Below are 11,485 nucleotides of genomic sequence, written 5' to 3'. Positions count from 1 at the left end.
TAGGCGGCGCCGCCTTGCGGGTAGGGAGTCATGGTGTGGCGCGTTATATAATTGTTAGCAAAGGCTGTGTTTGAAGAAGGTTTGACCGGGGGTACATCGGCCATGGCAGCGTCGATCGTCGACCGGTTACCGGTTGGCGCTCGAACCGCCGGCTGACGGGTGTGACCGTCCCGGGTTGGGGTAACGTCCTGAACCCGGTGGCGTGCGCAGGTCAATCGGCGGGAAAACTCCCAGCCTTGAGCTGGAGTTTCAGCTGGAATGTCGGCTTCCGGGCTTGACGTTTCGGCGCGGACGGGCGATGCTGCGACCAACGTGGAGCATGCAGCGAGACCGGGGTGGACAGGCGTGTGCCGTTCGGCTACACTGCCCCTTTGCGCTGCCCTTTGACGACCCGCTTCTTTTGGTGCTCTGATGCATGGTCGTCTGGCGTGCGTGTAGTCAGTCCGCCGCGAGCCCTCGGAAGGACATCTGTTGGCAGCCTCGCGCAACGCCTCCGCCGTACCCGCTGGTCCCCGTCGTGTGTCGTTCGCACGCATTCAGGAGCCGCTCGAAGTTCCTGATCTTCTCGCTCTGCAGACCGAGTCGTTCGACTGGTTGCTCGGCAACGAGAAGTGGAAGGGGCGGGTCGAGGCGGCTCGCCAGGCCGGGCGCAAGGACGTTCCGGCCCAGTCGGGTCTCGAAGAGATCTTCGAGGAGATCAGTCCCATCGAGGACTTCTCCGGAACCATGTCCCTGTCGTTCCGGGACCATCGGTTTGAGCCGCCGAAGTACTCAGTCGATGAGTGCAAAGACAAGGACATGACCTACTCCGCCCCGATGTTCGTCACGGCGGAGTTCATCAATAACACCACGGGTGAGATCAAGAGCCAGACCGTGTTCATGGGCGACTTCCCGCTCATGACCGGCAAGGGCACGTTCATCATCAACGGCACCGAGCGCGTGGTGGTCTCCCAGCTGGTCCGGTCCCCGGGCGTCTACTTCGATCGCAGCATCGACAAGACCTCCGACAAGGACCTGTACGGCTGCAAGGTGATCCCCTCTCGCGGCGCCTGGCTCGAGTTCGAGATCGACAAGCGCGACAGCGTGGGCGTCCGCATCGACCGCAAGCGCAAGCAGGCCGTCACGGTCCTGCTCAAGGCGCTCGGCTGGACGAACGAGCAGATCCTCGAGCGCTTCGGGCAGTACGAATCGATGCGCGCGACCCTGGAGAAGGACCACACGGCCGGCCAGGACGACGCCCTGCTCGACATCTACCGCAAGCTGCGTCCGGGCGAGCCCCCGACCCGTGAGTCGGCGCAGACCCTGCTGGAGAACCTGTACTTCAACCCCAAGCGCTACGACCTCGCCAAGGTCGGCCGCTACAAGATCAACAAGAAGCTCGGGGTCGACTCGGAGATCACGCAGGGCACGCTGACCGAAGAGGACGTCGTCGCCACCATCGAGTACATCGTCCGGCTGCACGCCGGCGAGATCTCGATGCCGGGCGCCGGCGGCCGTGAGATCGTCGTCGAGACCGACGACATCGACCACTTCGGCAACCGTCGTCTGCGCACCGTCGGCGAGCTCATCCAGAACCAGGTCCGCCTGGGCCTGGCCCGTATGGAGCGCGTCGTCCGCGAGCGGATGACCACCCAGGACGTCGAGGCGATCACGCCGCAGACCCTGATCAACATCCGCCCGGTCGTGGCGTCGATCAAGGAGTTCTTCGGCACCTCCCAGCTGTCGCAGTTCATGGACCAGACCAACCCCCTGGCCGGTCTGACGCACAAGCGCCGTCTGTCCGCGCTGGGTCCCGGCGGTCTCTCCCGTGAGCGGGCCGGCTTCGAGGTCCGTGACGTGCACCCCTCGCACTACGGCCGCATGTGCCCGATCGAGACGCCGGAAGGCCCGAACATCGGTCTGATCGGCTCGCTGGCCTCCTTCGGCCGGGTCAACTCCTTCGGCTTCGTGGAGACCCCGTACCGGAAGGTCGTCGAGGGCCGGGTCACCGACCAGGTCGACTACCTCACCGCCGACGAGGAGGACCGTTTCGTCATCGCCCAGGCGAACACGCCGATCGGCCCCGACGGAACCTTCCTCGAGGACCGCGTCCTCGCCCGCCGCAAGGGCGGGGAGTTCGAGTCCCTGCGGGCCGGCGAGGTCGACTACATGGACGTCTCGGCGCGCCAGATGGTGTCCGTCGCGACCGCCATGATCCCCTTCCTCGAGCACGACGACGCCAACCGCGCGCTCATGGGCTCCAACATGCAGCGCCAGTCGGTGCCGCTGCTCAAGAGCGAGTCGCCGCTGGTCGGCACCGGCATGGAGTACCGCGCCGCGACCGACGCCGGTGACGTCATCAACGCCGACAAGGCCGGTGTGGTCGAGGAGGTCTCCGCCGACTACATCACGGTCATGAACGACGACGGCACCCGCACGACCTACCGTGTCGCCAAGTTCAAGCGTTCCAACCAGGGCACCTGCTTCAACCAGAAGCCGATCGTCGCGGAGGGCGATCGGATCGAGGTCAACCAGGTCATCGCCGACGGCCCCTGCACGGACAACGGCGAGATGGCGCTCGGCAAGAACCTCCTGGTGGCGTTCATGCCGTGGGAGGGCCACAACTACGAAGACGCGATCATCCTGTCCCAGCGCCTGGTCCAGGACGACGTCCTGTCCTCGATCCACATCGAGGAGCACGAGGTCGACGCCCGTGACACCAAGCTGGGCCCCGAGGAGATCACCCGGGACATCCCCAACGTCTCCGAGGAGGTCCTCGCCGACCTCGACGAGCGCGGCATCATCCGGATCGGCGCCGAGGTCGTCCCCGGCGACATCCTCGTCGGCAAGGTCACGCCCAAGGGCGAGACCGAGCTGACCCCGGAGGAGCGCCTGCTCCGTGCGATCTTCGGTGAGAAGGCCCGCGAGGTCCGCGACACCTCCCTGAAGGTGCCGCACGGTGAGCAGGGCAAGGTCATCGGTGTGCGCGTGTTCAGCCGCGAGGAGGGCGACGAGCTCCCCCCCGGCGTCAACGAGCTGGTCCGCGTCTACGTGGCCCAGAAGCGCAAGATCACCGACGGTGACAAGCTCGCCGGCCGCCACGGCAACAAGGGTGTCATCTCCAAGATCCTGCCGGTCGAGGACATGCCGTTCCTGGAGGACGGCACCCCGGTCGACATCATCCTCAACCCGCTCGGCGTCCCCGGCCGAATGAACGTCGGCCAGGTCCTGGAGACGCATCTCGGCTGGATCGCCGCACGGGGCTGGGACATCTCCGGCATCGAGGAGGCGTGGGCCGAGCGTCTGCGGGACAAGGGCTTCGGCGAGGTCGCCCCGCGCACCAACGTCGCCACCCCGGTCTTCGACGGCGCCCACGAGGCGGAGATCATCGGTCTCCTCGACAACACCCTGGTCAACCGGGACGGCGGGCGCATGGTCGGCCCGAACGGCAAGGCCCAGCTGTTCGACGGCCGCTCCGGCGAGCCGTTCCCGCACCCGATCTCGGTCGGCTACATCTACATCCTGAAGCTGCTCCACCTGGTCGACGACAAGATCCACGCTCGCTCGACCGGCCCCTACTCCATGATCACGCAGCAGCCGCTGGGTGGTAAGGCGCAGTTCGGCGGCCAGCGCTTCGGTGAGATGGAGGTGTGGGCGCTGGAGGCGTACGGCGCCGCCTACGCCCTCCAGGAGCTGCTGACGATCAAGTCCGACGACGTCCTGGGCCGCGTGAAGGTCTACGAGGCCATCGTCAAGGGCGAGAACATCCCCGAGCCGGGCATCCCCGAATCGTTCAAGGTCCTCATCAAGGAAATGCAGTCGCTGTGCCTGAACGTCGAGGTGCTCTCCAGCGACGGCATGTCCATCGAGATGCGGGACACCGACGAGGACGTCTTCCGCGCCGCGGAAGAGCTCGGCATCGACCTGTCCCGGCGTGAGCCGAGCAGTGTCGAAGAGGTCTGATCTAGAAGCTGAGGAGGGGAAAACACATGTTGGACGTCAACTTCTTCGACGAGCTTCGGATCGGCCTGGCGACGGCTGACGACATCCGCCAGTGGTCGCACGGTGAGGTGAAGAAGCCCGAGACCATCAACTACCGGACCCTCAAGCCCGAGAAGGACGGACTCTTCTGCGAGAAGATCTTCGGTCCGACCCGGGACTGGGAGTGCTACTGCGGCAAGTACAAGCGCGTCCGGTTCAAGGGCATCATCTGTGAGCGCTGCGGCGTCGAGGTGACCCGTGCCAAGGTGCGCCGTGAGCGGATGGGCCACATCGAGCTGGCCGCGCCCGTCACGCACATCTGGTACTTCAAGGGCGTCCCGTCCCGCCTGGGATACCTGCTCGACCTGGCCCCGAAGGACCTGGAGAAGGTCATCTACTTCGCGGCCTACATGATCACGCATGTCGACAAGGACCTGCGCGAGCGTGACCTGCCCTCGCTGGAGGCGAAGATCTCCGTCGAGCGGCAGCACGTCGAGCAGCGCCGCGACGCCGACATCGAGGCCCGGCAGAAGAAGCTGGAGGCCGACCTGGCGGAGCTCGAGGCCGCCGGGGCCAAGGGCGACCAGCGCCGCAAGGTCCGCGAGGGCGCCGAGCGCGAGATGCGTCAGCTCCGCGACCGGGCCCAGCGCGAGCTGGACCGGCTGGACGAGGTCTGGAGCCGCTTCAAGAACCTCAAGGTCCAGGACCTCGAGGGCGACGAGCTGCTCTACCGCGAGATGCGCGACCGCTTCGGCCGCTACTTCCGCGGCGGCATGGGCGCCCAGGCCATCCAGGAGCGCCTGTCCAACTTCGACCTCGACGCCGAGGCCGAGAACCTGCGCGAGACGATCCGCAGCGGCAAGGGCCAGAAGAAGGCCCGCGCGCTCAAGCGTCTCAAGGTCGTCTCCGCGTTCCTGAACACCCGTAACTCGCCCAACGGCATGGTCCTCGACTGCATCCCGGTCATCCCGCCGGACCTGCGCCCGATGGTGCAGCTCGACGGTGGCCGGTTCGCGACCTCGGACCTGAACGACCTGTACCGCCGGGTCATCAACCGCAACAACCGCCTCAAGCGTCTGCTCGACCTCGGCGCCCCCGAGATCATCGTGAACAACGAGAAGCGGATGCTCCAGGAGGCCGTCGACGCGCTGTTCGACAACGGCCGTCGCGGCCGTCCGGTCACCGGCCCCGGCAACCGCCCGCTGAAGTCCCTCAGCGACATGCTGAAGGGCAAGCAGGGCCGGTTCCGCCAGAACCTGCTGGGCAAGCGTGTCGACTACTCCGGCCGTTCGGTCATCGTCGTCGGCCCGCAGCTGAAGCTGCACCAGTGCGGTCTGCCCAAGCAGATGGCGCTGGAGCTGTTCAAGCCGTTCGTGATGAAGCGCCTGGTCGACCTGAACCACGCGCAGAACATCAAGTCGGCCAAGCGCATGGTGGAGCGTGCCCGTCCGGTCGTGTGGGACGTCCTCGAAGAGGTCATCACCGAGCACCCGGTGCTGCTCAACCGCGCGCCCACCCTGCACCGCCTGGGCATCCAGGCCTTCGAGCCGCAGCTGGTCGAGGGCAAGGCCATCCAGATCCACCCGCTCGTCTGCACCGCGTTCAACGCGGACTTCGACGGTGACCAGATGGCCGTGCACCTGCCGCTGTCGGCCGAGGCGCAGGCCGAGGCCCGCATCCTGATGTTGTCCACCAACAACATCCTGAAGCCGGCCGACGGCAAGCCGGTGACCATGCCCACCCAGGACATGATCATCGGCCTCTACTCGCTGACCACGATCAAGGACGACGGCGAGGGCGCCGGCGTGGGCCGGGTCTTCGGCTCGGTCGCCGAGGCCCTCATGGCCTACGACCGGCGCGAGCTGGACATCCAGGCCAAGATCCAGATCAGGATGAAGGGCGACGTCCCGCCGCCGCGCGGCTGGACGCCTCCGGAGGGCTGGGAGCAGGGCGACCCGTACCGCCTGGAGACCACCCTGGGCCGGTGCCTGTTCAACCAGACGCTGCCCGGGAACTACCCGTTCGTCAACATGCAGGTCGGCAAGAAGCAGCTGTCGGTCATCGTCAACGAGCTGGCGGAGAAGTACCCCAAGGTCGAGGTCGCCACGGCGCTGGACGCGCTCAAGGACGCCGGCTTCTACTGGGCCACCCGCGCCGGTGTCACGATCTCGATCGAGGACGTCGTCGCGCCGCCGAACAAGGCCGAGATCATGGAGTCGTACGAGCGCCGGGCCGACAAGGTCCAGCGCGAGTACGAGCGGGGTCTCATCACGGACGAGGAGCGCCGTCAGGAGCTCATCGAGATCTGGACGCACGCGACCAGTGACGTGACCGAGGACATGCAGAAGGCGTTCCCGAAGAACAACCCGGTCTGGATGATGGTCCAGTCGGGCGCCCGAGGAAACCTCATGCAGGTCCGCCAGATCTCCGGCATCCGCGGTCTGGTGTCCAACACCAAGGGTGAGACGATCCCGCGTCCGATCAAGGCCTCGTTCCGCGAGGGCCTGTCGGTGCTGGAGTACTTCATCTCCACCCACGGTCAGCGGAAGGGTCTGGCGGACACCGCGCTGCGGACCGCCGACTCGGGTTACCTGACCCGTCGTCTGGTGGACGTCGCGCAGGACGTCATCGTCCGCGAGATCGACTGCGGCACCGACCGCTCGGTCCCGCTGCACGTCGGCGAGCGCGACGCCCAGGGCAACCTGGTCAAGGCGGAGAATGCCGAGAGCAACGTGCACGGCCGCATCCTGGCCGAGGACGTCGAGGTGGACGGCAAGATCATCGCGACCGGGGGCGTCGACATCAACGACACCCACGTGACCGCGCTGGTCGAGGCCGGCATCGAGACCGTCAAGACCCGCAGCGCCCTGGTCTGCGAGGCCAAGATCGGTGTCTGCGCCACCTGCTACGGCCGCTCCCTGGCGACCGGCAAGCTGGTGGACGTCGGCGAGGCCGTCGGCATCATCGCCGCCCAGTCGATCGGTGAGCCGGGCACCCAGCTGACCATGCGGACCTTCCACACCGGTGGTGTGGCGGGTGCGGACATCACCCACGGTCTGCCCCGTGTCCAGGAGCTCTTCGAGGCGCGCATCCCCAAGGGTGTCGCCCCGATCAGCGAGGCCGAGGGCCGGGTCCGCATCGACGAGACCGACAAGACCCGCAAGATCGTCATCGTTCCGGACGACGGCTCCGACGAGATCGCCTACCCGGTGTCGATGCGTTCGCGCCTGCTGGTCTCCGAGGGGCAGCGCGTGACGGTCGGCCAGCAGCTGATCGCCGGTGCGGTCAACCCCAACGAGGTGCTGCGCATCCTCGGCCCGCGGGCCGTGCAGCTGCACCTGGTGGCCGAGGTCCAGCAGGTCTACCGCTCGCAGGGCGTGTCGATCCACGACAAGCACATCGAGATCATCGTGCGCCAGATGCTCAAGCGGGTGAACGTCCTGGAGTCGGGCGACACCGACATGCTCCCCGGCGAGCTGGTCGAGCGTCCGCGCTTCGAGCGGATGAACCGCGAGTGCGTGGCCGAGCAGGGCACGCCGGCCTCCGGCCGTCCGGTGCTCATGGGCATCACCAAGGCCTCGCTGGCGACCGAGTCCTGGCTGTCGGCGGCGTCCTTCCAGGAGACCACCCGGGTGCTCACCGACGCGGCGATCCACGCCAAGTCGGACTCGCTGCTCGGTCTCAAGGAGAACGTCATCATCGGCAAGCTCATCCCGGCCGGTACCGGCATGCCGCAGTACCGCAACATCCGGGTCGAGCCCACCGAGGAGGCCAAGGCCGCGATGTACACCGTCGGCGGCTACGACGGCTCCGCCGCTGACTACACCTTCGGCTCGGGCTCGGGTGAGGCCGTGCCGCTGGAGGAGTACGACTTCGGTCAGTACAACCGCTGATCGCCGGCGGTTCTGAGAGGGCGGGCGGATCCGCGCCACGGCAAGGATCCGCTTGACACCTCTTAACGCGCTCTCGACGGCGCCTGGATTCCCGAGGGGATTCAGGCGCCGTTCGCGTTGACCGCCGTGACCGCGACTTTGCGGCTTCGGCTTTATGTCACGAGAGTTTCAGGTGATGAAAGGCAGCTGTTATCCGAGAACGGACGGAGAACCGGGCCGCAACGGGTAAACTTGATCCGGGCCCACAGCGGTCGGCCGCAAAACCGGCCGCGGGAGCCACGACAACACGAGCACGGACGCTGACAACGGCATCCGGTGGTGCGGCTGTTTTGACGTGCTGCGCGGGAATAGGTAGTGTTTCCCTTCGTGCCCGTGGCTTCATGGGCTCTCATGCGTGCGTGTCGGCAGGTTCCCGATAAGGAGTCGACGAAGACGCCGTATGGCCTTCCTTCGCTGGACCGGCTGAGCTCGGAAGTGACGCGACAAGAGCGCGACACGCCCGACCGCGTGGGTCGGAGCGAATGGAAAAAGCGCAGGTCATGACACCGGCAGTACCTGCGAAAAGCACCACATTTCGATTACCGGCAAGCACGAACGGAGACGCGGTGCCTACGATTCAGCAGCTGGTCCGCAAGGGCCGCCAGGACAAGGTCACAAAGACCAAGACCCCGGCGCTCAAGGCCAGCCCCCAGCGACGCGGCACCTGCATGCGCGTTTACACCACGACCCCCAAGAAGCCGAACTCCGCCCTCCGCAAGGTCGCGCGTGTCCGGCTCACCAACGGCATCGAGGTCACGGCCTACATCCCGGGTGTCGGTCACAACCTCCAGGAGCACAGCATCGTGCTCGTCCGCGGTGGTCGTGTTAAGGACCTGCCGGGTGTTCGCTACAAGATCATCCGTGGCTCGCTCGACACCCAGGGTGTCCGCAACCGCAAGCAGGCCCGTAGCCGTTACGGCGCGAAGAAGGAGAAGTAAGGAATGCCTCGCAAGGGTTCTCCTGGCCGTCGCCAGCTCATGGCCGACCCGGTCCACAACTCGCCGCTGGTCACCGCGCTCATCAACAAGGTGCTCCTGGACGGCAAGCGCTCCATCGCGCAGTCGATCGTCTACGGCGCTCTGGAGGGCTGCAGGGACAAGACCGGCAACGACCCGGTCGTCACTCTGAAGCGCGCGCTGGACAACGTCAAGCCCACCCTTGAGGTTCGCAGCCGCCGCGTCGGCGGCGCGACCTACCAGGTCCCGGTCGAGGTGCGCGCCGCGCGCAGCACCACCCTGGCCCTGCGCTGGCTGGTGCAGTACTCCCGCGCCCGCCGTGAGAAGACCATGACCGAGCGCTTGATGAACGAGCTGCTCGACGCCAGCAATGGCCTCGGCGCCTCGGTCAAGAAGCGCGAGGACACCCACAAGATGGCCGAGTCCAACAAGGCCTTCGCCCACTACCGCTGGTAACAGCGGGTTCGACGAGACGACGAGGACGCGAGAGAAGTGGCCACCACGCTTGACCTGGCCAAGGTCCGAAACATCGGCATCATGGCCCACATCGACGCGGGCAAGACCACGACGACCGAGCGCATCCTGTTCTACACCGGCATCACCTACAAGATCGGTGAAGTCCACGAGGGCGCAGCCACGATGGACTGGATGGAGCAGGAGCAGGAGCGTGGTATCACCATCACCTCCGCTGCCACCACCTGTGAATGGCTCGGCCACACGATCAACATCATCGACACGCCGGGTCACGTCGACTTCACCATTGAGGTCGAGCGTTCGCTGCGCGTCCTCGACGGTGCCGTCGCCGTGTTCGACGGTGTGGCGGGTGTCGAGCCGCAGTCCGAGACGGTGTGGCGTCAGGCCGACCGTTACGGCGTGCCCCGCATCTGCTTCGTCAACAAGATGGACCGGGTCGGCGCGGAGTTCCACCGCTGCGTCGACATGATGGTCAGCCGTCTGAACGCCACCCCCGCCGTCATCCAGCTTCCCTGGGGCGTCGAGGCCGGCTTCAAGGGCGTCATCGACCTGGTCAAGATGAAGGGTCTGCTCTGGAGCGCCGAGGCGGCCAAGGGCGAGATGTACGAGACCGTGGACATCCCGGCGGACCACGCCGAGGCCGCCCGCGAGTGGCGTGACAAGCTCGTCGAGACCGTCGCCGAGAACGACGACGAGCTGATGGAGCTCTTCCTGGAGGGCGTCGAGCCCACCGAGGAGCAGCTGGTGGCGGCCATCCGCCGCGCCACGCTGGCCAGCGCCATCAACCCGGTCCTGACCGGCACCGCGTTCAAGAACAAGGGCGTGCAGCCGCTGCTCGACGCGATCGTCGCCTACCTCCCCGCGCCGACCGACATCCCGGCCTTCAAGGGCCACGCGGTCAACAACGAGGAAGAGGTCATCGAGCGTCACGCGGACGTGAAGGAGCCCTTCTCCGCGCTGGCCTTCAAGATCATGAGCGACCCGCACCTGGGCCGTCTCACCTACATCCGCGTCTACTCGGGCACGCTCGAGACCGGCACCGGCGTGATCAACTCGGTGAAGGGCAAGAAGGAGCGGATCGGCAAGATCTACCAGATGCACGCGAACAAGCGCGAGGAGCGCCCGTCCGCGCACGCCGGTCAGATCGTCGCCGTCATGGGTCTGAAGGACACCACCACCGGTGACACCCTGTGCGACCCGGCTCACCCGGTCGTCCTGGAGTCGATGACGTTCCCGGCCCCGGTCATCAACGTCGCGATCGAGCCCAAGACCAAGGGTGACCAGGAGAAGCTCAGCACCGCCATCCAGCGGCTGGCCGAGGAGGACCCGTCCTTCCAGGTCCGCCGGGACGAGGAGACCGGTCAGACGGTCATCTGGGGCATGGGCGAGCTGCACCTGGAGATCCTGGTCGACCGGATGCGCCGCGAGTTCAAGGTCGAGGCCAACGTGGGCCGGCCGCAGGTGGCCTACCGCGAGACCATCCGCCGCAAGGTGGAGAAGGTCGACTACGTTCACAAGAAGCAGACCGGTGGCTCCGGCCAGTTCGCCAAGGTCATCATTGACATTGAGCCGCTGGGCGAGGGCAACGACGGGTACGAGTTCGAGAACAAGGTCTCCGGTGGCCGCATCCCGCGGGAGTACATCCCGTCGGTCGACGCGGGCGCCCAGGAGGCCGCCGAGTTCGGTGTTCTCGCCGGCTACCCCATGGTCGGGGTGAAGGTCACCCTGCAGGACGGCGCCTACCACGAGGTGGACTCGTCCGAAATGGCCTTCAAGATCGCTGGCTCGATGGCCTTCAAGGAGGCCGCGCGCAAGGCGGACGCCGTAATCCTGGAGCCGGTGATGGCCGTCGAGGTCACCACGCCCGAGGACTACATGGGTGACGTCATCGGTGACCTCAACGGTCGCCGCGGACAGATCCGCGCGATGGACGAGCGCGCCGGCGCCCGTGTCGTCCAGGCGCTCGTGCCGCTCTCTGAGATGTTCGGCTACGTGGGTGATCTGCGTAGCAAGACGCAGGGACGGGCGAGCTTCAGCATGCAGTTCGACTCCTACGCGGAAGTGCCTCAGCACATCGCCAAGGAGATCGTCGCGAAGGTCCGGGGCGAGTAGTTCATCGCCCGCCGGCCCCGGAAGGGGCCGGCTTCCCGGACCCGAGTGAAA

General features: G+C 66.5%; 5 protein-coding genes. All 5 read left to right on the top strand.

All coding sequences use genetic code 11. The annotated features are described in order from the left end of the window. Positions 1–471 precede the first annotated feature (471 nt). The 5 genes from rpoB to fusA all read left to right on the top strand — a co-directional run bounded on the left by rpoB (position 472) and on the right by fusA (position 11,434). Entirely contained in the window at positions 472–3,942 is a 3,471-nt protein-coding gene (rpoB, locus tag Plo01_RS11640) for a DNA-directed RNA polymerase subunit beta (protein ID WP_203890546.1), read from the top strand. A gap of 26 nt (positions 3,943–3,968) precedes the next feature. Further along, complete coding sequence (locus Plo01_RS11635; RefSeq protein WP_203890545.1) at positions 3,969–7,853, top strand: DNA-directed RNA polymerase subunit beta'; 3,885 nt, start codon at positions 3,969–3,971, stop codon at positions 7,851–7,853. 605 nt (positions 7,854–8,458) lie between these two features. Then, positions 8,459–8,830 carry a 30S ribosomal protein S12 gene (gene rpsL, locus Plo01_RS11630; RefSeq protein ID WP_012887826.1) on the top strand — a complete coding sequence of 124 codons (372 nt, stop codon included), beginning with the start codon at positions 8,459–8,461 and terminating at the stop codon, positions 8,828–8,830. Between the two features lie 3 nt (positions 8,831–8,833). Next, positions 8,834–9,304 (top strand): 30S ribosomal protein S7, encoded by a 471-nt coding sequence (rpsG, locus tag Plo01_RS11625; protein WP_203877424.1) that lies wholly within the window; start codon positions 8,834–8,836, stop codon positions 9,302–9,304. A gap of 36 nt (positions 9,305–9,340) precedes the next feature. Further along, complete coding sequence (gene fusA, locus Plo01_RS11620; RefSeq protein ID WP_203890544.1) at positions 9,341–11,434, top strand: elongation factor G; 2,094 nt, start codon at positions 9,341–9,343, stop codon at positions 11,432–11,434. Positions 11,435–11,485 lie beyond the last annotated feature (51 nt).

The sequence above is a fragment of the Planobispora longispora genome (assembly GCF_016863135.1).
GTDB classification, from domain to species: Bacteria; Actinomycetota; Actinomycetes; order Streptosporangiales; family Streptosporangiaceae; genus Planobispora; species Planobispora longispora.
This window is presented reverse-complemented; position numbering and strand designations above follow the sequence as displayed.